This window comes from Rhizobium sp. RAF36, from assembly GCF_052114105.1.
In the GTDB taxonomy this organism is placed as follows: domain Bacteria; phylum Pseudomonadota; class Alphaproteobacteria; order Rhizobiales; family Rhizobiaceae; genus Rhizobium.
The window spans coordinates 36282-56099 of sequence record NZ_JBFREC010000008.1 but is presented as its reverse complement, the minus strand read 5'-3'; the positions used below and the strand labels follow the sequence as shown (position 1 = coordinate 56099).

The 19818-nt window shown below is 62.3% G+C and carries 17 protein-coding genes; 9 read left to right on the top strand and 8 right to left on the bottom strand.

The genetic code is table 11. The features are described from left to right. Positions 1-276: 276 nt before the first annotated feature. Positions 277-1560, top strand: a complete 1284-nt coding sequence (locus AB4Z25_RS23595; RefSeq protein WP_442209416.1) for an ROK family transcriptional regulator — start codon at positions 277-279, stop codon at positions 1558-1560. A 218-nt stretch (positions 1561-1778) separates the two neighbouring features. Beyond that, a complete protein-coding gene (locus tag AB4Z25_RS23590) occupies positions 1779-2081 on the top strand; it encodes a hypothetical protein (RefSeq protein WP_112596572.1) in 303 nt (100 codons plus the stop codon). Positions 2082-2086: 5 nt separating this feature from the next. Here AB4Z25_RS23590 and AB4Z25_RS23585 read toward each other — a convergent pair whose 3' ends face one another. From AB4Z25_RS23585 to AB4Z25_RS23555, 7 genes are all read right to left on the bottom strand, one after another. After that, a complete protein-coding gene (locus AB4Z25_RS23585; protein WP_442209414.1) occupies positions 2087-3214 on the bottom strand; it encodes an HPP family protein in 1128 nt (375 codons plus the stop codon). A 139-nt stretch (positions 3215-3353) separates the two neighbouring features. Next, positions 3354-4067, bottom strand: a complete 714-nt coding sequence (locus AB4Z25_RS23580) for an ABC transporter ATP-binding protein (protein ID WP_442209410.1) — start codon at positions 4065-4067, stop codon at positions 3354-3356. Then, positions 4064-4888: an ATP-binding cassette domain-containing protein gene (locus tag AB4Z25_RS23575; protein WP_442209409.1), complete on the bottom strand. Its 825-nt coding sequence runs from the start codon at positions 4886-4888 to the stop codon at positions 4064-4066. The genes AB4Z25_RS23580 and AB4Z25_RS23575 overlap by 4 nt, the downstream gene beginning before the upstream one ends. Next, complete coding sequence (locus AB4Z25_RS23570; protein WP_442209407.1) at positions 4881-5738, bottom strand: ABC transporter permease; 858 nt, start codon at positions 5736-5738, stop codon at positions 4881-4883. The genes AB4Z25_RS23575 and AB4Z25_RS23570 overlap by 8 nt, the downstream gene beginning before the upstream one ends. After that, a complete protein-coding gene (locus AB4Z25_RS23565) occupies positions 5735-6817 on the bottom strand; it encodes an ABC transporter permease (RefSeq protein WP_442209405.1) in 1083 nt (360 codons plus the stop codon). The genes AB4Z25_RS23570 and AB4Z25_RS23565 overlap by 4 nt, the downstream gene beginning before the upstream one ends. Continuing rightward, a complete protein-coding gene (locus AB4Z25_RS23560; protein WP_442209403.1) occupies positions 6818-8395 on the bottom strand; it encodes an ABC transporter substrate-binding protein in 1578 nt (525 codons plus the stop codon). It abuts the gene before it with no gap. Between the two features lie 185 nt (positions 8396-8580). Continuing rightward, complete coding sequence (locus AB4Z25_RS23555; protein ID WP_442209401.1) at positions 8581-9504, bottom strand: DMT family transporter; 924 nt, start codon at positions 9502-9504, stop codon at positions 8581-8583. A 107-nt stretch (positions 9505-9611) separates the two neighbouring features. Here AB4Z25_RS23555 and AB4Z25_RS23550 point away from each other — a divergent pair, with 107 nt between their 5' ends. Continuing rightward, positions 9612-10487 (top strand): LysR substrate-binding domain-containing protein, encoded by an 876-nt coding sequence (locus tag AB4Z25_RS23550; RefSeq protein ID WP_112388197.1) that lies wholly within the window; start codon positions 9612-9614, stop codon positions 10485-10487. Here the strand turns inward: AB4Z25_RS23550 and AB4Z25_RS23545 are convergent. Further along, positions 10456-11454, bottom strand: a complete 999-nt coding sequence (locus tag AB4Z25_RS23545; protein ID WP_442209399.1) for a GlxA family transcriptional regulator — start codon at positions 11452-11454, stop codon at positions 10456-10458. The genes AB4Z25_RS23550 and AB4Z25_RS23545 overlap by 32 nt on opposite strands. 100 nt (positions 11455-11554) lie before the next feature. Between AB4Z25_RS23545 and AB4Z25_RS23540 the strand changes: the two genes are divergently transcribed. The 6 genes from AB4Z25_RS23540 to AB4Z25_RS23515 all read left to right on the top strand — a co-directional run bounded on the left by AB4Z25_RS23540 (position 11555) and on the right by AB4Z25_RS23515 (position 19801). Further along, positions 11555-12457 carry a 3-keto-5-aminohexanoate cleavage protein gene (locus tag AB4Z25_RS23540; protein WP_442209397.1) on the top strand — a complete coding sequence of 301 codons (903 nt, stop codon included), beginning with the start codon at positions 11555-11557 and terminating at the stop codon, positions 12455-12457. 7 nt (positions 12458-12464) lie between these two features. Then, complete coding sequence (locus tag AB4Z25_RS23535; RefSeq protein WP_442209396.1) at positions 12465-13958, top strand: carnitine 3-dehydrogenase; 1494 nt, start codon at positions 12465-12467, stop codon at positions 13956-13958. Positions 13959-14663: 705 nt separating this feature from the next. Continuing rightward, positions 14664-16253: an ABC transporter substrate-binding protein gene (locus AB4Z25_RS23530; RefSeq protein ID WP_112388202.1), complete on the top strand. Its 1590-nt coding sequence runs from the start codon at positions 14664-14666 to the stop codon at positions 16251-16253. A 92-nt stretch (positions 16254-16345) separates the two neighbouring features. After that, complete coding sequence (locus tag AB4Z25_RS23525) at positions 16346-17353, top strand: ABC transporter permease (RefSeq protein WP_112514925.1); 1008 nt, start codon at positions 16346-16348, stop codon at positions 17351-17353. Beyond that, positions 17350-18177 carry an ABC transporter permease gene (locus AB4Z25_RS23520; protein WP_442209394.1) on the top strand — a complete coding sequence of 276 codons (828 nt, stop codon included), beginning with the start codon at positions 17350-17352 and terminating at the stop codon, positions 18175-18177. The genes AB4Z25_RS23525 and AB4Z25_RS23520 overlap by 4 nt, the downstream gene beginning before the upstream one ends. After that, positions 18170-19801, top strand: coding sequence for an ABC transporter ATP-binding protein (locus AB4Z25_RS23515; protein ID WP_442209392.1), 1632 nt, complete (start codon positions 18170-18172; stop codon positions 19799-19801). Before AB4Z25_RS23520 ends, AB4Z25_RS23515 begins: the two co-directional genes overlap by 8 nt. Positions 19802-19818 lie beyond the last annotated feature (17 nt).

The window sequence follows — 19818 nt, the reverse complement described above, 5'->3', positions numbered from 1 at the left end:
AGCTTCCATCGGAAGCGCCGTTGCGAACGCCTGCCCCTGCCACGCAGCAGCTGCTAGCGCCGCCTTCGGGCAGTTTGCATCAATATCATCCCAGTTCTGTGCTCACCTTTCCGGCATTCAAATGCCAGCTGCCAACGGCCGGTTATCCGGCTCTTTCATGGCTTCGCGTTCACCCATTGCCACTGTCTTTCGGACAGTAGACGCGGAAAAGATAACACAACACTTTTTAATTAAAAGACTTTTGATAAAACAGGCCGCAATGGTATGAATGGCGGCATGAATCTTCGCCTCGATCGTGACGGTGCGCTGCCCGGCACAAACCTGCTACAGACCCGGACGCTCAACAGGAGAGCCGTGTTCGATGCCGTCCGGCGCAGTGGACCGATCACCCGTACCGAGCTGGCGCAAACGATCGGCCTGACGGTTCAGGCAATCTCGAACATCGCGGCGGATCTCGAGGAAGCAGGTCTGATCCGCCAGCAGGGCAAACGTGCAGGACAGCGTGGGCAGCCGGCTGTGGAGCTGTCTCTCAATCCGCGCGGCGGCTACACGATCGGCCTCAGCCTCGCCTATCAGCGCGTCACCGGCCTGCTTGTCGATCTGACCGGCGCAGTTGTCGCCACCGAAACCCGGATCCTTGGCGAGCGCGACCCGAAGACCACCGCTGACGTGCTTGCAGACATTGCTTCCGGGCTGCTGGTGGCGGGGCAAGTGCGGCGCGAGGAAATCTGGGGCGTGGGCTGCAGCGTTCCAGGCACCGTCGAAAACGGCACCTTCTGGTACGACAAGGTGCAGGAAGGCGACGATTGGACGAAGTTTCCGCTGACATCGCGTCTCGAGGAGCTGACGGGGATTAAGACATTTGTCGAGAATGACGCGACGGTCGCAGCGATCGGCGAGCGGCTCTATGGCATCGGGCGCAGCGTCCGCTCGTTCTTTTATCTGCACTTCAATCTCGGCATTGGCGGCGGTCTGGTATTGGATGGCCAGCACTTTCGAGGGGCGTTCGGCGGCGCTGGCGAAATCGGCCATCTGATCGTCAAGCCGGGCGGACGGTTCTGTGCCTGCGGCAGCCGCGGCTGCCTGGAGCAATATGTCTCCTTCTATGCGGCGGCAGAAACCATCTGCGGCCCGGCGCGCACGCCGGACGAGGTTTCGGCCGAAGAGCTTGTCGAGCGCTTGGTCGAGGACGATCCACGCCTGATAGCGTGGCTGCGTGAGGCGGCGCAGTATCTGCGCATCGCGATCCGCAACATCGAGGCAATGTTCGACCCGGACACAGTCGTTATCGGCGGCGGGTTGCCGGCAGAGCTTCTGGAACGTCTCATGGATGCGACAACGCCGCTGCCGCCTGCGATGATCCACCGGCATTCGAGCACCCTGCCCCGCTTGATGCGGGCAGAACACAGCTCGGAGCTTCCGGCGCTTGGCGCGGCAGCATTGCCGATCGCAATCGCGCTTCAACCCAACGTCTCTGGCTTTGCCAGCAATGCGGCAGGCGCGGCCGCAACCGACAATCCCGCCCTTGTCTCACTCGGCATCGATCTCGGCCGGCGCTAAGCCTTGGATCCGAAGCGTGCCAACAGCCATGCAACGGGTCGGCGTATAGGCCTTACAGCGTTGCTCGGCATAACGAGATTGCGTAGCCAATCTGACGAAAAAACGCGCTGGGTGCAGAAGAAATAGTCAGTTGCCGCCGGAGGCTACGGCAATACAGGCTGTTTTCAAATGGCACGGGATTTGCGTCGATTGATTGTCCAACAATCGATCGGCAGCCGATGTTCAACCTTCTGATGACCTGTCTTCTGCTTGCGGCGGCGCTCGGGCTCAGCCTGCGCCGCTTTGCCCTTCCCTACCTTGCCCGGCGCGACATCGCCGAGCAGTCGGAACCGGTCACCATGGTTGCGAGCGCGGTCTTTCTCGCAGCCCTCGCCTTGACCGTATCGGACAAGGACCTCTGGCACGCAAGCCTGACGGTCGCGGGTGGCATAGTGGTCGCACTGATTTTCGATCAGCAGAGACCCAGGCTGGCGGCCGTCTTATCGGCAGCCTGCCTGCTCTGCTATCTGGCGCTGCGCTGAGCTGTTCAGGCCGCTGCACCCTCTTCGCCGGGTTTCTTCGGCAGCGAGCGTGAGACGGAGCTCAGGAGGTCCGTCTGCGAAACCAAGCCAAGAATTTGATCGTTTTCGTCGATGATGATGACGGCATGCGTCCGGCCGTTGGTCAGCAGAGGCAGAAGATCGAAGGCGCGGTCACTGGCGCGCGCTGTCGTCGCTTCCGAAATCCGCCCTTCCAGGGCACCCGAGAAAAGCGCCAGTTCGCGCAGTCCAACGGTGCCCATCAGCCGCCGCCCGGCATCCCTTACCGGCAGGGTGCGGACGTTGTGGTTGAGCAGCAGCCAGCGGGCCTGTTCGACCGTCGCATCGGCGTCGATGGCGATCACATCGCGCGACATGATGTCGGCGCAGCTGATCTCGGCATTGGAGCGCGCGACGGCCTCGAATTCAACCCGGCGCAGCAGACGGCCGAGATCGGCGCGGTCGATGTCGAAGGTCTCGTTCAGTGCGGCAAGCGCTGCGTCGATATCTTCCTCCCGAAATCCCGTCCGCTCTTCCGGGCGCGGATCGGCGGTCCGATGGGTATTTGCAGGCGCGATGACGACATGCGGATAGTTGTGCCGCGAGAGCTTGTGGAACAGCAGCCCGATCGCCACCAGCAGGCAGGAGTTGAGAGCCACCGGCACGAAGGGGAAAAGCAGGCCCCAGCTGGCGACGACGGGCCCGCCGAGAACAGCGGTGAGCGCCGCAGCGCCGCCTGGCGGATGCAGGCATCGTGTCAGGGACATCGCCGCAATGGCGAGCGATACGCCGAGGCCTGTGGCAACGATCGGATCCTTGATCAGGCTCGCTGCGGCAACGCCCATTAAAGCCGAGATGGTATTGCCGCCGATGATCGACCAAGGCTGCGCGAGCGGGCTTGCCGGGACAGCGAACAGCAGAACGGCCGAGGCTCCCATGGGGGCTACGATCAGCGGCAGATGCGATCCCTCACCGAACAAGAACCCGCATAACATGCCCGTCATCGCGATAGCGACGAGCGCGCCCAAACAGGCGAGCAGCCGGTCCCGCAGCGTGGCGCCGGCAAGGATCGGGTGAAACAGGCGGGACGCAAGCGAGTTTTTATCGGAAAAGCGCTGCTGACTGGGAGGGGTCATGGGGTAGCCAGATAAGACCGTTTGCAGTTTCGGTATGTCGATGCGGTTGATAGCGGATGTTTGCTGCCGCGAAAAGGAGAAGTTCGAACCGGTGTACCTATGCCGCATGTTCACTGCCGGCCAGTTTACAGCCTGGAATTCAATCCGGCACGGTGCTGCCGGAAAGCGCCTCTCGATCCAGGACTTGCGCAATCTTCCCGGCTTCCATCACGACGGCACGGTCGCACATATGGGCGACGACGCCGGGATCGTGGCTGACCAGAATGAAGGTCATGCCGTGCGAGGCCTTGAGATCGTTGAGCAGGTTCAGGATTTCGGCCTGCACCGAGACATCGAGCGCCGAGGTCGGCTCGTCGAGCAGCAACAGCTTGGGTTTGAGCAACAGCGCACGGGCAATCGCCACACGCTGGCGCTGGCCGCCGGAAAACTGGTGCGGATAGCGGCCCGCGACGGCTGTGGGCAGCCCAACCTGATCGAGTGCGATGCGCACCTCTTCCTCGACATTGCGAATGCCGCGCAGTGACAGCGGTTCGCCGAGAATGCGGGAAATGCGATGGCGCGGATGCAGCGACGAATAGGGATCCTGGAACACCATCTGGATACCGGCACGCAATGCGCCGGTGATCTTCCGGCCGGGGTGCAGAGGTTCGCCAGACACGGAGATCGAGCCCTGCCAATTGGTGTTCAAGCCGGCGACTGCGCGCAGAACCGTGGTCTTGCCGCATCCCGACGGGCCGATCAGTCCGAAGGTCTCGCCCGGCGCGACATCGAAACTCACCCCGCACACGGCGGTAAAGCCCTTGCCGCCGCCCTGGAACGTGACGGAGAGATCGGCGATCGACAGCGCGTTCATGCCCCGTCTCCGTAAACGGGAAGCCGTGTCCCGTAGGTCGCCGCCGACGGGCGGGCGGCCCAGAGCGCACGGGTATAGGCGGAGCTGGCATTGGCAAGATCGGCGGAGGCCATCTGCTCCTCGATCCTTCCCTGGCGCATGACCATGACGCGGTCGGCATAGCGGGAAACCTGTTGCAGGTCGTGGCTGATCAGCAGCAGCCCCATGCCGAGCTCTTCGGTCAGCGAGCGCAGCAAGGTTAGGATTTGATCCTGTAGCTCGCGATCGAGCGCCGAGGTCGGTTCGTCGGCAATCAGCAGCTTAGGCCGGTTGATCAGCATGGCGGCGATCATCACGCGCTGGCCCATGCCGCCAGACAAGGCGGCGGGATAGCTGGAATAGATCCGCCCGGGGTCAGGCAGGCCGACCTTGCCGAGCATGTCGAGTGCGCGATCGCGCCGCTCAGCGGATGAAAGCTTGGTGTGCAGCAGCAGGGTTTCCTCGACCTGCCGGCCGATTTTATGGGCCGGGTTCAGCGAATATTTGGGATCCTGCAAAATCAGGCCAAGGCCGCTGCCGCGCAGGCTGTTCCAGCCGGACGCGGAAAGTGCCGTGAGGTCCTTTTCATCGAAGGAGAGGCGCTTCGCCGCGACCTCAGCGCGCCTCGGCAGAAGGCCCATGACCGCCCTGCCCGTCATCGACTTGCCGGAACCGGATTCACCGACAAGTGCGACCACTTCGCGTCCGACCGAAAAGGAAATTCCGTCGACAACCCGGATCGGCCCGGCCTCAGACGGAAAGGTAACAGATAGATCCTCGGCGGAGAGCAGCGGCTCAGTCATGACGCGGATCCAGAATGTCGCGCAGGCCGTCGGCCAGCAGATTGAAGGCAAAGGAGGTGACGAGAATGGCAACACCGGGAACCGCGGCCACCCACCATTGATCGAAGATCACCTGTGTGCCTTCGGAGACCATCGAACCCCATTCCGCCGTCGGCGGACGAACGCCGAGGCCGAGGAACCCGAGCCCGGCGGCCGCGAGAATGATTCCCGAGAGATCGAGCGCCAGCCGGATGATGGCGGATGGCAGCACCAGCGGCAGGATATGTCCCCAGAGCAATCTTGCCCCCCGGATACCGACCATTTCAGCGGCCGCTAGATAATCGCTGCGCCGCAGAGCAGCGGTCTCCACACGGGCCTGCCGGGCATAGGCGGGCCAACTGGTCAGCGCCAGCGCCAGGGCTCCGTTGATGAGGCCCGGCCCCATGATCGCGACAAAGGCGAAGGCGAGCAGCAGACGCGGAAAGGACATGACGATATCGGTGATCCGCATCAGCAGGCGCTCGGTCATACCGCCGAAGAAGCCCGCGAAGGTGCCGACGACAATGCCGAGCGGCGCCATCAGCAGCACGACGACGAGAACGAGGAGCAAGGTCGGCCGCGCGCCGTAAATCATGCGCGACAGGATGTCCCTTCCGAAAGCGTCGGTGCCGAGCCAGTGCAGGGCGCTCGGCGGCATCAGCCGGTTTGCGGTCTCCTGCAGGTTCGGGTCATAGGGCGCAATCAGCGGCGCCAGCAGCGCGAAGGCGAGAATGAGCAGCACGATGGCGCTGCCGGCGGCGGCCGATGGCGAGCGCAGGACACGCCGGACGAAGGATGGGCCGCCAAGCGGCGCCTGGATGATCGCACTCATCGCGTCTTCCCCGCTTCCAGCCGGGCGACACCGAGATCGGTCAGCGCATTCAGAAGCACGAAGCAGGCGCCGACGATCAGCGTGGCGCCAAGGATGGCAGGCATATCCCCGGCAAACATAGCCGTCGTCAGATAGCGGCCGATACCGGGCCAGGCAAAGACGGTTTCAGTGAGTACCGCGCCCTCAAGCAGGCCTGCATAGGAAAGAGCGATCACGGTCAGCAGCGTTCCTGAAATATTGGGAAGAATGTGGACGAAGACGATGCGGCCGAGACCTGCCCCCTTGGCGCGCGCTGTCGTCACATATTCCTGTCCAAGTTCGGTGAGGACGGCGGCACGCGTCAGCCGGGAGATCGCAGCCAGCGCATTCAGGGCCAGGACGGTGGCCGGCAATGCCAGATGGGCGAGCGCATCGCGAAAGGCGCCCGCCTTGCCGGACATCCAGGTATCGATCAGGGCAAAGCCGGTGACCGGCTTGACGGTGTATTGAAAGACCACATCCGCCCTGCCCGGTCCCGGCGCCCAGTGCAGCCGGGCGTAAAACAGGAGCAGCATCAGCAGGCCAAGCCAGAAGATCGGCACCGAGTAGCCAAAGAGGGAGACGAAGCGTGCAAGACTATCCACCCACGTGCCCTGCCGCATGGCGGCGGCGATGCCGAGCGCAAGGCCGATCACGGCTCCAAGAATGATGGCCGCAGTCGCCAGCTCGATCGTTGCCGGGAAAGTGCGGGCGATATCCTTGGCAACAGGCTGGCCCGTGGAGATCGACTGGCCGAAATTGCCCGACAGCGCCGTCTCGACATAGCGGACGAACTGAAGCGGCAAGGGCTGATCGAGCCCGAGTTCCACCCGTGCCTGCTGATAGGTCGATTGGCTGGCATGATCGCCGACCAGCTGCAGCGCCGGATCGATCGGCGAGAGCCGCGTCATCGCAAAGGTCACCAGCGCCAGGCCGAACAGCGTCAGCGCGAAAGACCATGTCCACTTGACGAGCGGCCAGACGAAAGACAACTCCCGCCAGCTGTTGTGCTGGCGGGAGTTTTTCATGTCGGCGCTATTATCGATTGCCGTTTGCGGCACTTATTTCTCTACCTTGTCGTAATAGACCTGGTCTGCGTTCAGGCCCTGGGCATAGTTCTTGACCTTGTCGCTTATCACGACCTGGTCATTGCCCTGAAGCGTAAAGATGAAGGGCGAGCTCGCCTGGATCTTCTTCTGCAGGTCCTGATAGAGCGCGACGCGCTTGGCCGCATCCTGTTCCTTGACGGCGGCGAGCGTCTCGTCCGTCAGCTCGGGGATCACCCAGCCGGCATATTTGGCGGCCGTGTTGGTGGAATTGTCCTTGTTGATCGCAAATGCGCTGGCGTTGGAATGCGGATCGAAATAATCCGGGATCCAGTAGCGCAGCGTCATTTCGAACTTGCCGGAACGGCCGCGGGCATAGATGTCGCTGGCGACGCCCGGCTGGATATCGAGGTTGATACCGGCCTGAGCGAAGGTCGACTGCAGCGACTGGGCGATCGAGAGGAACGGCTGGTCGTTGAAGACGATGAACTCGACCTTGAACGGCGTCTTGATGCCGGCATCCGCAAGCACCTTCTTTGCCTTTTCGACATCGAGCTTGAACGGGGTATCCGTCAGAGCGCCCGGGAAGCCGACCGGCAGGAAGGACTGGTGAACGGTGCTCTGCCCGCGCAACAGGTTCTTGGCGATACCATCGTAATCGACGAGATAGCGGGCTGCTTCCCAGAAGGCCGGGTTGCCGAGCGTCGGGTTTGCCTTGGTGTTGAGCAGGATGTAATCGGTGCGGGCCGAGGGAACGGAGAGAACCTTGACGCCGCTCTTGTCCTTCAGCGCGTCGATCTGGTCGGCAGCGAGGCCGCGGGCGATATCGGCATCGCCCTGCTCGACGAGCAGGCGGCGGGCGCCGACATCAGGCACGTTGCGGATGATGACGTTCTCGAGCTTCGGCTTGTCGGACGAATTGGCGTTCGCCTGCAGAACCAGCGCCTCATGCGGCGTGTAGGTGGCGATTGTGAAGGCGCCGCTGCCGGCGGAATTGGTCTTCAACCAGCCATTGCCGAAATCATTGTCCTTGGCCTCAGCTGAAACCGTCTGCTCATCGACAACCGAAGCGATCGGCGCGGTCAGCAGTGACAGCGCAAAGCCGGCGCCGACATCGGCGGTCCATGTGAGCTTCACGTGCTTGTCGTCTACCTTGGTGACGGCGGCATCGACGTTGTCGGCCTTCCAGCCGAGTTCGTTGAGGATGAAGGCCGGGGATTTGTTGAGCTTCACGGCGCGGGTCAGCGAGAAGATCACGTCTTCGGGACGCACGGGATTGCCGGATGCGAACTTGGCATCGGCGAGCGCGAAGGTCAGGCTCTTGCCGTCGCTGCCAGCTTCCCAGGACGCGGCGAGCGCCGGCTCGATCTTGGTGCCGTCGTCGCGGTTCGACTGTACGAGACGCTGATAGAGATTGTTGAAGGACTGAACGGTGGTGAGCTCGAAACCTTCGGCCGGGTCAAAGCTGACGGCGTCATCGATCGACTGCGCAACGACCAGCGTATCGGCAGGGGTTTCGGCGTGGGCGAGCGGGCTTAAAGCAAAGCTGAAAACGGCGCCGAGCAGCGCGGCGCGGCAAGACTGCAGCAACATTTTGATCTCCTTATATATTTCTTCTTTGAGCGTCGTTCCGGCGATGCGCCGTGTCACCCGCAGGCCGTCAACTTACGGCGCGACAATTGTTTCGACAGATCAGATCGTTTCGATTTTGGTGTTCGTACAGGAAAAATATTCTGGCAACGCCTGTTTTCTCAAAAGCCGGCATTAAGCACGCATGTTCACGCGGCAGTTTTGCCGCGTAAGCGTGCTTCCGTGCGCCCCCGCAGGAAATCGGCAGCCGTGTGCCAGACGACGGCTGCGACGATGACGACCCCACCGAGCACGGTTGCCAGGGGAGGCCTCTCGCTGAGAAACAGCCAGACCCAAAATGGCGTCAGGACGATTTCCATCGTGCCGATGAGCGCCGCCTCGGCAGGCGGCATGCGTTTCGCGCCGGCGAGGAACAGGACAAGCGCGATCGAGAAGTTGGTGGCGCCGAAAGCTGCAAGGACGACCCAGTTATAGAGGTCGATCGATCCAACTGAACCGAAGGGCGAGAAGATCGCCAGTGTCAGGAAAGCGCTGACAATGGTCGGCGGCAGGCTTGGCACACCGGGGCTGATGCGCGGAATGACGATGATCAGGGCGAAGGATGCCGTCATGCCGAGGGCGAGAAGATCGCCGAGACCCGTCCCTCCGCCGATCGACGAGGCGACGATGATGACGACGCCGAGCAGACAGGCGCCGCCCGCCATCATGGTTCGCCGTGCAACGCGTTCCCGGAGCAGCAGCCAGCCGAGCAGCGCGGCGATGAACGGGGCCGTCGCATAGATCACCGCGACATTTGCCACGCTGGTCGTATAGAGCGCCCCGATGAAACAAGCTTGGCAAAAAGTCTGGCACGCGATCATCGCCATGCCCGACGGATGGAAGATCGAAGCCCATTGCTTTCTCGACAAACCGCCTTCGAGGAAGAAGCTCGGTATCAGCAGAAACAGGCCGCCGAACAGCGACCGCCAGGCGATCGTCGTCCAGGCATCGATGCTGAGCATGCGAGAGTAGATGCCGCTCGCGCTCCAAGCCAGCGTTGCGGCAACCACCAGAATAACGCCCTTCTCGTGCTCGCTCAGGCCGAGCGGGCGGACGTCCGTATTGAGTGACATTGGTTTTCCCGAACCAGAGGTCTGATTTGCCCTGTTTGCTCTCATTCTTGACATCAGGCAAACGAATAGTTGAGATGACTGCCATCTGATTTTTTTGTGGCTCTATCATGCGGCAACCCATCGAAAGCGATCTGCTCCGGACCTTCCTCGTCGTCGTCGAGACGTCGAATTTCTCGGCAGCGGCGCAGGCGATCGGGCGAACGCAGTCCGCGGTCAGCGCGCAGATCAAGAAACTCGAGGAAACCATCGGCGAAAGTCTCTTCGAGCGCGGGGCCCGCGGCGTTGTCCCGACCCGCTGGGGATTGCAGCTTCTGCCCTATGCGCGGCGCGTCATCGACCTGCTGGACGAAGCGGCGGCGACGATCCGCACCAAGCCGCTGGATGGGCCGGTCCGCATCGGCATTCCCGAGGAATACAGCCAGACGGTGCTGCCGGCGGCGCTTTCCGCCTTTGCCGTCCGGCATCCGGCTGTCGAGGTTACGGTTTCCTGCGATTACACGGCGCGGAATCTCGCCGCGCTCGAGCGGGACGAGCTCGATCTCGCTGTGGTCTTCGACTGGAACAACCAGTCTCCGGGCGAGGTTCTCTGCGTCGATCCAACGGTGTGGGTCACCTCCATGGTGCACCGGCTGCAGGATCTCGATCCCCTGCCTATTGCGACCTACCGGAATTCCACATGGTCGCGGGACTTCGCCTTTCGCTCGCTCGATCTGCAAGGACGGAAATACCGCGTCGCTTTTGTCGCCGACACGAGCTCGGGATTGAAAAACGCAGCCTCTGCGGGCCTCGCAGTAACGACGCTGTCGCGGAGCAATATCCCGCCCGGTTGCCGCGAACTCACGGCAGATGACGGCTTTCCGCCGGTCGATTCTTCGCGTGTCGTTCTGCGCCGCAATCCTTATCATTCAACCGAAGCTGTCCGCGAACTCGCGGAAATGGTTCGTGAGGCGTTCAAGCCGATCGGGTATCAGGCACTGGCGTAATGGGGCGGCGCAGCCTTCGCCGGGTGTCAGATGGGCTTTCGGAGAAGCTGGCGCGATAGCTGCGGGCAAAGGCGGAGGCGGAGTTGAAGCCGGTCGCAGCGGCGATATCGGCGAAGGATGCCTTGGTCTCGATGACTTTCCGCCGCGCCGCATTCAGCCGCAACGCCAGATAATGCACATGTGGCGGCGCGCCGATGCTCTCCTGAAACAATCCCTGCAAGTGGCGGGCGCTGACGCCGACGCGTTTGGCGATACGGCTCAGCATGACAGGCTGCTCGATGTGCTCCTCCATCAACCGCACGGCTGACGCCACGCGCGGATCGCGCATGCTCAAGCCCGCGGCGGAGGGTGAAAGTTGGCTTTCGTTGTGGAAGGATATCTGTTCGTAGCTGAAAAGGCGGCTGACCTCGAGTGCCAGCGAATAGCCCTGCCGCTGGCGGATGATCTCCAGCATCAGATCAACGGTCGGGAGCGGCCCCGCCGTGGTGAGCCGCTTTCCGTCGATGACGAAGCGGTCCTTGACTGCCTTGACCTGCGGATAGGCCAGCAAAAAATCCTCGAAATCCTCCCAGTGGATCGTTGCCGTCAGGCGGTCGAGAAGGCTGGATTCGGCCAATAACCATGTGCCGGATTCGATTCCGGCAATGACACTGCGATGGCGCGCTGCCTGTGAGAGCTGCATCTTCAGCGCCGCCGTTGCGCTCCGGCGCCAATTGTAACTCGCCAGAACGAAGAGCGGCGCATCCTCTCGCGCAGTGCTGAAAGCCCCCGCCGCAGGCACCGGAATGCCGCTCGTCGTCAAGACAGGCGCGCCATCAGGCGTCAAAAGCCGCCAGCGGTAGAGCTCGCTGCCGGCGATACGGTTTGCGCCGCGCATCGGCTCGATCACCGAGGCGAGCAGGATCAGGTTCGTCTCCGGCAGGACGAGAAGATCGAGATCGAGGCGGTCGTTCGAGGGGCTGAGCATGGTCTCTCCAGATTGCCGAAACTGTATCAATCAATTCCGTTTCTGCAAAGCATGTGGCTGTATCTTGCCGCGTAATGGGGTCAATACGAGGGAGAACACGATGCCTCTTGCGATGAACCGCGATGTCTTCATCACCTGTGCCGTCACCGGCGCCGGTGACACGGTTTCGAAATCCAGCCACGTTCCCATTACTCCCAAGCAGATCGCGGATTCCGCGATCGACGCCGCCAAGGCTGGGGCGGCCGTTGTTCACTGTCACGTCCGCGATCCCGAGACGGGGGCTGCAAGCCGCCGCAACGATCTCTACCGCGAAGTGACGGACCGCATCCGCTCCGCCGATATCGACGTCGTGCTGAACCTGACGGCCGGCATGGGTGGCGACTTGATTTTTGGTGATGTCGAACGCCCGCTGCCGCTCAATCCCGCGGGCACCGACATGGCCGGCGCCACCGAACGCGTCAGCCATATCGCCGAATGCCTGCCGGAGATCTGCACGCTCGACTGCGGCACGATGAATTTCAGCCTCGGCGATTACGTCATGACCAACACGCCGGCGATGCTGCGGGCGATGGCGAAGAAGATGACCGATCTCGGCGTCCGCCCTGAGATCGAGGCCTTCGACACCGGTCATCTCTGGTTTGCCAAGCAGCTAGCCGAAGAAGGCCTGATCGAGGATCCGGTGCTGATCCAGCTCTGCATGGGCATTCCCTGGGGCGCGCCGGATGATCTCAATACCTTCATGGCGATGGTCAATAACGTGCCCAAGAGCTGGACCTTCTCGGCCTTCTCGATCGGCCGTAATGCCATGGCCTATCCGGCGGCGGCGGTGCTCGCGGGCGGCAATGTCCGTGTCGGCCTCGAAGACAATCTCTATGCCGGAAAAGGCATGCTCGCCACCAATGCGCAGCTGGTCGAAAAGGCCGTGCAGGTGGTGGAGGGCATGGGCGCGCGCATCATCGGCCCTGCGGCCGTGCGTGAAAAACTGAAGCTGACGAAGCGTTGAGGGCTGCATGATCAAGATCAACAAGGCAGCCTGTGTTGGCGGCGGCGTCATTGGTGGCGGATGGATCGCCCGCTTCCTGCTGGCCGGGATCGATGTCGATGTCTTCGACCCGCATCCGGAAGCGCAGCGCATCGTCGGCGAAGTGATCGCCAATGCCGAGCGCGCCTATGCGATGCTGACAGGCGCCCCCCTGCCTACGCGCGGCAAGCTTACCTTTTGCAAGACACTGGAGGAAGCTGTTGTCGATGCCGACTGGATCCAGGAAAGCGTCCCCGAACGGCTCGATCTGAAGCGCGGCGTGCTGACTCAGATCGACGGCGCCTGCCGCCCCGATGCGCTGATCGGTTCGTCGACCTCCGGTCTGCTGCCGACTGATCTGCAGCGCGACATGCAATTTCCCGATCGCCTGTTCGTCGCCCATCCCTACAACCCGGTCTACCTGCTGCCGCTGGTCGAGATCGTCGGCGGCGAGAAGACCAGCCATGCAACGATCAAGGCGGCGATGGAAAAGCTGCCGCCGATCGGCATGAAGGGCGTGCATATCGCCAAGGAGATCGAGGCCTTCGTCGGCGATCGTCTGCTGGAAGCGCTGTGGCGCGAGGCGCTCTGGTTGATCCAGGACGATATCTGCACCGTCGAGACGCTCGACGACGTGATCCGCTATTCTTTCGGCCTGCGCTGGGCGCAGATGGGTCTATTCCAGACCTATCGGATCGCCGGTGGTGAAGCCGGGATGCGCCATTTCCTGGCACAGTTCGGCCCCTGCCTGCAGTGGCCCTGGACCAAGCTGACGGATGTCGTCGATCTCGACGACGCACTGGTCGAAAAGATCGGCCAGCAGTCGGATGAGCAGGCAGGCGATCTTTCGATCCGCGAGCTCGAACGGATCCGCGATGAGAACCTGGCCGGTATCTTCCAGGCGCTGAAGGCCGGCGACGGCGGCAAGGGCTGGGGCGCGGGCAAGCTGCTCAAGGATTTCGAGCATTCGCTCTGGGCTGCCGCCAAGCCGGCCGAACAAGCGAAGACTTCGGCTCCACTTCGGCTTGTTGATACCAAGGTCAGCCCCGCCTGGGTCGATTACAACGGCCACATGACCGAGCATCGCTACCTGCAGGTCTTCGGCGATACGACGGACGCGCTGCTGCGGCTGATCGGCGCCGGTCTCGCCTATGTCGAGGCCGGACACAGCTACTACACCGTCGAGACCCATATCCGGCATCTCGGCGAAGCGAAGCTTGGTCAGGCGATCTATTCGACCTGCCAGCTGCTCTCGGTCGACGACAAGAGGCTGCACGTCTTCCACAGCATCTGCGATGCAGCGAATGGGGAGGTGCTGGCAACCGCCGAGCAGATGCTGCTGCATGTGGATTCCAAGGCCGGAAAGGCGGTTTCGGCGCCGCCGGAAATCCTGGCCGAGGCGAAAGCGATCGCCGGGGCACACGCCGCCCTTCCCGCCCCGGATGGCGTTGGACGCCATGTCGGCCAGAAGAAACAGGGGTGAGCAATGATCTGCCTGCCAACTCCCCTTTCCGATAGCGTATCCCGCAAGGCATTACCTTGCGGGCTGGCGGGATCGGGAGGGCGTGGCAGCGAAGAGATCAACCAATACAACCAGAGAGATGGGGTTGCATCCTTATCTGCCGGGTGGCTTTCTCGGCGGAGGCGCGAAATGTCTCCTGCCCTCATCAATGCAGAACCGCCCTTGGCGCGGGCATATGCTCGTTATGTCGCATACGATGCAGATCATGTCGCTACACCCGCCCCCCTACTGTCCAAAACAGCCCTTAATTCAATCTCACTCATATCAGAGGCAGAGGCAGTCCTGACGGGCCGCGTCGCCGCAAGAGCGGAGGTAGCGTAGGTTGAACGGACGTAGCTTTACCGCCTTTGAGCTGCTGACCTCCCCGCCTTCCGCCGCGGCGAAAGTGCATGTGGCACGCTGTCGTCTCGCCATCGCGGGCGCCATCCTTACCCATCATTCCGATCTTCAGGAAACAGGCCGGACAATAAGAACTCCCGGCATTCCCGATCGCCGCGCCATCAAGCTGGCGCCTCCGCTCACGCGCAATCTTCGAACCGAGAAAGGAAGATAAGGCGGCACCAACCGCGACGTTTTCCCGAACGAATATGGATCTGGCACCGGAGAGGAAACCGGTTCTGCGGTCCACTTGCCAATTCTTAAATCATGACAAGAAGGAACAGGGGAATGAACGACTACACGAAATATCTTGCAAGCCGCGTCACCGCAGGCGGGTTGAACCGCCGTGAATTTCTGGGACGCGCCATGGCTGCCGGCCTCACGCTCGCAGTCGCCGACAAGCTCTTCACCGAAAGCGCCGAAGCCGCCGAACCGAAGCGCGGCGGCCACCTGAAGCTCGGCCTCGAAGGCGGCGCTGCCACCGACTCGAAAGACCCGGCGAAGTTTCTCTCGCAATTCATGTTCTGCGTCGGCCGCTGCTGGGGCGACATGCTGGTGGAATCCGATCCGCTGACCGGTGCCGCCGTTCCGTCGCTGGCCGAATCCTGGGAACCGTCGAAGGACGCCGCCACCTGGACCTTCAAGATCCGCAAGGGCGTGAAATTCCACAACGGCAAGGAACTGACGATCGACGACGTCGTCGCCACCCTGAAGCGCCATACCGACAAAAAGTCGGAATCGGGCGCGCTGGGCGTTCTCGGCTCGATCAAGGATATCAAGGCCGACGGCGGCAACCTCGTGCTGACGCTGACCGAAGGCAATGCGGACATGCCGCTGCTGCTGACGGACTATCACCTGGTCATCCAGCCGAATGGCGGCAATGACGATCCGCTCGCCTCGATCGGTACCGGTCCCTACAAGCTGGCGAGCTTCGAGCCAGGCGTCCGCGCTACCTTTGAGAAGAACGCCGACGACTGGCGCTCGGATCGCGGCTATGTCGATTCCATCGAAATCATCGGCATGAACGATGCGACTGCCCGTATCGCAGCGCTCTCCTCCGGCCAGGTGCACTATATCAACCGAGTCGATCCGAAGACCGTCGATCTCTTGAAGCGCGCGCCGACCGTCGAGATTCTCTCGACCTCGGGCCGTGGCCACTATGTCTTCATCATGCATTGCGACAAGGCGCCGTTCGACAACAACGACCTTCGCCTCGCGCTGAAATACGCCATGGACCGCGAAACCATGGTCAAGAAGATCCTCGGCGGCTACGGCAAGGTCGGCAACGACTTCCCGATCAACAACACCTATGCCCTCTTCCCAGAAGGCATCGAGCAGCGCGCCTACGATCCCGACAAGGCGGCCTTCCACTACAAGAAGTCCGGCCACAGCGGCTCGGTTCTGCTGCGCACCTCCGAAGTCGCGTTCCCGGGCGGCGTCGATGCGGCGGTTCTCTATCAGGAAAGCTGCAAGAAGGCCGGCATCGAGATCGAGGTCAAGCGCGAGCCGGGTGACGGCTATTGGACCAACGTCTGGAACGTCCAGCCCTTCTCGACCTCCTACTGGGGCGGACGCCCGACGCAAGACCAGATGTATTCCACGGCCTATCTCTCGACGGCCGACTGGAACGACACCCGCTTCAAGCGTCCCGACTTCGACAAGCTGCTCCTTGAAGCACGCTCGGAACTCGACGAGACCAAGCGCAAGGACATGTACCGCACCATGGCGATGATGGTGCGCGACGAAGGCGGCCTGATCCTGCCGATGTTCAACGATTTCGTGAACGCCTGCTCCAAGCAGGTGAAGGGCTATGTCCACGATATCGGCAACGACATGTCGAACGGCTACGTCGCCACTCGCGTCTGGCTTGATGCCTGACGGCCGGGGGCTTCCCCGCCATCTCTGACTGAACCAGGACCGCAAGGATATCCCTTGCGGTCCCCCTGACGTTTCAGCGCGAGGCTTTCGCCATGTCCAGTTCATCGACCGGCAGTCCTTTGCCGGGCCTGAGGTTCAGGCAGCGTTTTCCGCTGCTTGCACTCATCATCGAGCGCTTCGTGCTCTCGCTCATCCTGCTGCTTGCGGTGTCGGTGCTGATCTTCGGCGGGCTGGAAGCCCTGCCCGGCGATTTCGCTACCACCTATCTCGGCCAGTCGGCAACGCCGCAGGCGGTCGCCAACATCCGCCAGGATCTCGGCCTCGACCGGCCAGTGACGACGCGCTATTTCGAATGGCTCGGCAATGCCGTGCAGGGTGACTTCGGTACGTCCTGGGCCAGCAAGAACTCGGTCAGCGAGCAGATCGGCAAACGTCTCGGGAACTCGCTGTTTCTTGCCGGTTTCGCCGCATTAATCTCGGTCCCGCTGGCCGTCGCGCTCGGCATGTTCTCGGTGCATTTCCGAAACCGCATGCCCGACAAGATCATCAATGTGATCTCACTGGCGGCGATCTCGCTGCCGGAATTTTTCATCGGATACCTGCTGATCCTCGTCTTCGCCGTCAAGCTCGGTGTCGCGACCTTTCCGGCGACTGTCTATGACAGCATGGGCTTTGCCGAGCGGCTGCAGGCGATCGCGCTGCCGACGGCAACACTGGTTCTCGTCGTCCTCGCCCACATGATGCGGATGACGCGGGCGGCGATCCTCTCTGTCATGTCTTCGGCCTATATGGAGACGGCGGAACTCAAGGGCCTCAGCGCCTTCCGCTCGATCGTCAAGCATGCGGCGCCCAACGCGCTGGCGCCGATCATCAATGTCGTGGCGCTCAACCTCGCCTATCTCGTCGTCGGCGTCGTCGTCGTCGAGGTGGTCTTCGTCTATCCCGGCATGGGCCAGTACATGGTGGATGCGGTGACGGTGCGCGACATGCCTGTCGTCCAGGCCTGCGGCCTGATCTTCGCGGCTGTCTACATCTTCCTCAACATGATCGCCGACATCCTGGCCATCGTCGCCAATCCAAGATTGAGGCACCCGCGATGAGATTGAGAGATATCCCCATCACCGCCTGGCTCGGCATGACCGGTATCGTCATCGCCTTCATCTTCGCAATCTTCGCGCCCTGGATTGCCCCTTACGGCGAGACCGAAGTGGTCGGCAATGTCTGGCAGGTGGCCGACAGCCAGTATTTCTTCGGCCTCGACAATCTCGGCCGCGATATTCTTTCGCGGCTGATCTACGGCGCCCGCACGACGCTCTTCGTGGCGCTCGGCGCAACGCTGATCTCGTTTTCGCTCGGCATCCTGCTGAGTTTCACGGCAGCTGTGTCACGCGGCATCATCGATACGGTGTTCTCGCGTTTCAACGACCTGATGATGTCGATCCCGACGCTGATCTTTGCGCTCGTCGTTCTGGCGGTCCTGCCGCAAAACATCATCATCCTGATCCTCGTCATGGCGATCCTCGATTCCACCCGCGTCTACCGCCTCGGCCGCGCCGTGGCGCTCGATGTCGCCGTCATGGAATTCGTCGAGGCCGCCAAACTGCGTGGCGAGGGCAAGGCGTGGATCATCTTCCGCGAGATACTGCCGAACACGCTGACCCCGCTTTTGGCCGAATTCGGCCTGCGCTTCGCCTTCTCCATCCTGTTTCTCTCCACCCTCTCCTTCCTCGGCCTCGGCATCCAGCCGCCGGCAGCAGACTGGGGCGGCATGGTGAAGGACAACAAGGACGGCATCATCTTCGGCATTTCGGCAGCACTCGTTCCGGGAACGGCGATCGCCGCTCTTGCCGTCTGCGTCAATCTCGTCGTCGATTGGCTTTTGAAACGCACATCCAGCCTCAAGGGAGGGCGCGGCGATGCCTGAGCTTCTTTCCGTTCGCAATCTGAAGATCGAGGCCACCAGCTATCCGCCCGGCGAGCCGCCGAAACGGGTGACGATCGTCGATGGCGTTTCCTTCGACCTGCAAAAGGGCAAGGTGCTCGGCCTGATCGGCGAATCCGGCGCCGGCAAATCGACCATCGGCCTGTCGGCGCTGGCCTATGGCCGCGGCGGCGCCGAGATCACCGGCGGCGAGGTGTTGCTCGAGGGCAAGGACATCCTGCCGCTCGGCAAGGGCGGCATCCGGCAGATCCGCGGTGCGCGTGTTTGCTACGTGGCGCAGTCGGCGGCGGCCGCCTTCAATCCGGCCCACAAGCTCGGCGATCAGGTGATCGAGGCTTCCGTCAAGCACGGGCTGATGACAAAGGACGAGGCGCGCAAGCGGGCACTCTACCTCTTCCAGGTGCTTGGCCTGCCAAACCCGGAAAGCTTCGGCGACCGCTTTCCGCATCAGGTCTCCGGCGGCCAGCTGCAGCGCGCCATGACCGCCATGGCGCTCTGCTCCAATCCGTCACTGATCGTCTTTGACGAACCGACGACGGCGCTAGACGTCACAACGCAGATCGACGTGCTCGCCGCCATCAAGCATGCGATCGAGGAGACGCATACGGCGGCCCTCTACATCACCCACGACCTCGCCGTCGTTGCGCAGATATCCGATGACATCATGGTTCTCCGGCACGGCAAGACGGTTGAGTATGGCAGCGTGCAGCAGATCATCGAGCAACCGCAGCAGGACTACACGCGGGCGCTGGTGAATGTCCGGCAGGCCGCGCGCGAGGAGGCGCCAGATCAATCGGGGACGCTGCTAAAGGTCGAGAATGTCAGCGCCGAATATTCCAACGGTTTCAAGGTGCTGCACGACGTTTCTCTACACGTGCCGAAGGGCCAGACACTGGCGGTCGTCGGCGAATCCGGTTCCGGAAAATCGACGCTCGCGCGCGTCATCACCGGCCTGCTGCCGCCGAACCAAGGCCGCGTGATCTTCGACGGCAAGCCGCTGACGCCGGATCTGAAGAAGCGCTCGAATGACGATCTCCGTCGCATCCAGCTGATCTATCAGATGGCCGACACGGCAATGAACCCGCGCCAGACCGTTCGTGATATCATCGGCCGTCCCCTCACCTTCTACTATGGGCTGCGCGGCGCCAAGAAGACGGCGCGGGTGAAGGAGCTGCTCGATCAGATCGAAATGGGCAACGGCTTCATCGATCGCTACCCGGCCGAGCTCTCCGGTGGGCAGAAGCAACGTGTGGCGATCGCCCGGGCGCTGGCGGCAAAGCCCGAGCTCATCCTCTGCGACGAACCGACCTCGGCACTCGACCCGCTGGTGGCGGAGGGGATCCTGAAGCTGCTGCTGCGGCTGCAGGAGGAGGAGCAGCTCTCCTATGTCTTCATCACGCACGATATCGCTATCGTCCGGGCGATCGCCGACAGCGTGGCGGTGATGCATCGTGGCAAGCTTGTCAGGTTCGGGCCGAAGTCGAAAGCGCTCGCGCCGCCCTTCGACGACTATACCGACCTGCTGCTCAAATCCGTGCCGGAGATGGAGATCGGCTGGCTGGAGCGGGTTCTTGCCACGCGGCGCATGGAAAGTGCCGGCAACTGAATAGGCGCGGGGCGGCG

What these genes read in the sequence shown, in the direction of transcription:
- AB4Z25_RS23535 (WP_442209396.1), top strand. Translation starts at nt 12,465, where the DNA reads ATGATCAAGATCAACAAGGCAGCCTGTGTTGGCGGCGGCGTCATTGGT.
- AB4Z25_RS23515 (WP_442209392.1), top strand. Translation starts at nt 18,170, where the DNA reads ATGCCTGAGCTTCTTTCCGTTCGCAATCTGAAGATCGAGGCCACCAGC.
- AB4Z25_RS23555 (WP_442209401.1), bottom strand. Translation starts at nt 9,504, where the DNA reads ATGTCACTCAATACGGACGTCCGCCCGCTCGGCCTGAGCGAGCACGAG.
- AB4Z25_RS23580 (WP_442209410.1), bottom strand. Translation starts at nt 4,067, where the DNA reads ATGAACGCGCTGTCGATCGCCGATCTCTCCGTCACGTTCCAGGGCGGC.
- AB4Z25_RS23520 (WP_442209394.1), top strand. Translation starts at nt 17,350, where the DNA reads ATGAGATTGAGAGATATCCCCATCACCGCCTGGCTCGGCATGACCGGT.
- AB4Z25_RS23560 (WP_442209403.1), bottom strand. Translation starts at nt 8,395, where the DNA reads ATGTTGCTGCAGTCTTGCCGCGCCGCGCTGCTCGGCGCCGTTTTCAGC.
- AB4Z25_RS23525 (WP_112514925.1), top strand. Translation starts at nt 16,346, where the DNA reads ATGTCCAGTTCATCGACCGGCAGTCCTTTGCCGGGCCTGAGGTTCAGG.
- AB4Z25_RS23590 (WP_112596572.1), top strand. Translation starts at nt 1,779, where the DNA reads ATGTTCAACCTTCTGATGACCTGTCTTCTGCTTGCGGCGGCGCTCGGG.
- AB4Z25_RS23570 (WP_442209407.1), bottom strand. Translation starts at nt 5,738, where the DNA reads ATGAGTGCGATCATCCAGGCGCCGCTTGGCGGCCCATCCTTCGTCCGG.
- AB4Z25_RS23595 (WP_442209416.1), top strand. Translation starts at nt 277, where the DNA reads ATGAATCTTCGCCTCGATCGTGACGGTGCGCTGCCCGGCACAAACCTG.
- AB4Z25_RS23545 (WP_442209399.1), bottom strand. Translation starts at nt 11,454, where the DNA reads ATGCTCAGCCCCTCGAACGACCGCCTCGATCTCGATCTTCTCGTCCTG.
- AB4Z25_RS23530 (WP_112388202.1), top strand. Translation starts at nt 14,664, where the DNA reads ATGAACGACTACACGAAATATCTTGCAAGCCGCGTCACCGCAGGCGGG.
- AB4Z25_RS23550 (WP_112388197.1), top strand. Translation starts at nt 9,612, where the DNA reads ATGCGGCAACCCATCGAAAGCGATCTGCTCCGGACCTTCCTCGTCGTC.
- AB4Z25_RS23540 (WP_442209397.1), top strand. Translation starts at nt 11,555, where the DNA reads ATGCCTCTTGCGATGAACCGCGATGTCTTCATCACCTGTGCCGTCACC.
- AB4Z25_RS23585 (WP_442209414.1), bottom strand. Translation starts at nt 3,214, where the DNA reads ATGACCCCTCCCAGTCAGCAGCGCTTTTCCGATAAAAACTCGCTTGCG.
- AB4Z25_RS23575 (WP_442209409.1), bottom strand. Translation starts at nt 4,888, where the DNA reads ATGACTGAGCCGCTGCTCTCCGCCGAGGATCTATCTGTTACCTTTCCG.